This is a genomic window from Bradyrhizobium sp. UFLA06-24, from assembly GCF_054967145.1.
In genome coordinates this window covers 1-733 of record NZ_JADFUE010000207.1, presented here as the reverse complement: position 1 = coordinate 733, position 733 = coordinate 1, and the positions used below count along the sequence as shown (strand labels likewise).

Here is a 733-nt window from a genome sequence, read left to right as displayed (position 1 = left end):
TGGCGTTCGAACAACGACCACGTTCTAGCACTTTGATGCTGTTGGAGCGGGCCGTTCCACCACATCAAGTTTTATCCAGTCCTGAGTTCGCCCCGGCTGTTGGATTTGCCCGGTTGGGCGGTGGTAGCGACGGGAGCTGGCGCGGAGCCCTCGGCATAGCGCAGCGCCAGATCCCGGCGCGGATCGCAGGTGAAGGCGAACTCGGACGGCGTCTTCCATCCGAGCCGCGAGTGTGGTCGTGCGTCGTTGTAATCGGTCCGCCAGCATCGGAGCGCGACGCGGGCATGGGCCAGCGACGTGAACAGCGTCTCGTTCAACAATTCATCCCGCAGCCGGCCATTGATGGGGAAGACGGCCCCGCTCCCTCCGCGCCGGCGATATACTGGCGATGGATGGACGAACCCGGTAACAGGAGCAATTCACCATGGAAATCGCGACAATTGGGTTGGATATTTCGAAGCACGTATTTCACATCCATGCAGTTGATGGCCAAGGCCAAGTGGCCGGTCGCCAACGCCTCCGGCGAGGCGAGATCGTGTCGTTCTTCTCCTCGCTCGCACCTTGCCTAGTCGGCATTGAGGCCTGTGCGACTGCTCACCACTGGGCGCGGGAGATTCGGCAGTTTGGACACGATGTGAGATTGATCCCGCCAGCCTATGTTAAACCCTACCTACGAAGAGGAGCCAAGAATGACGCCGCTGACGCGGCCGCGATCTGCGAAGCGGTCACCCGT

At 61.3% G+C, this 733-nt stretch carries 1 protein-coding gene and 1 pseudogene; one reads left to right on the top strand and one right to left on the bottom strand.

Annotated features, from left to right (window positions below; genetic code table 11):
• Nucleotides 1-71 precede the first annotated feature (71 nt).
• Nucleotides 72-341, bottom strand: a pseudogene (locus tag IF809_RS38675) (integrase core domain-containing protein); the annotation flags it as partial.
• Between the two features lie 83 nt (nucleotides 342-424).
• Between IF809_RS38675 and IF809_RS38670 the strand changes: the two are divergent.
• Nucleotides 425-733: IS110 family transposase (locus IF809_RS38670; RefSeq protein WP_462840095.1), on the top strand; the 309-nt coding region annotated here is incomplete at its 3' end.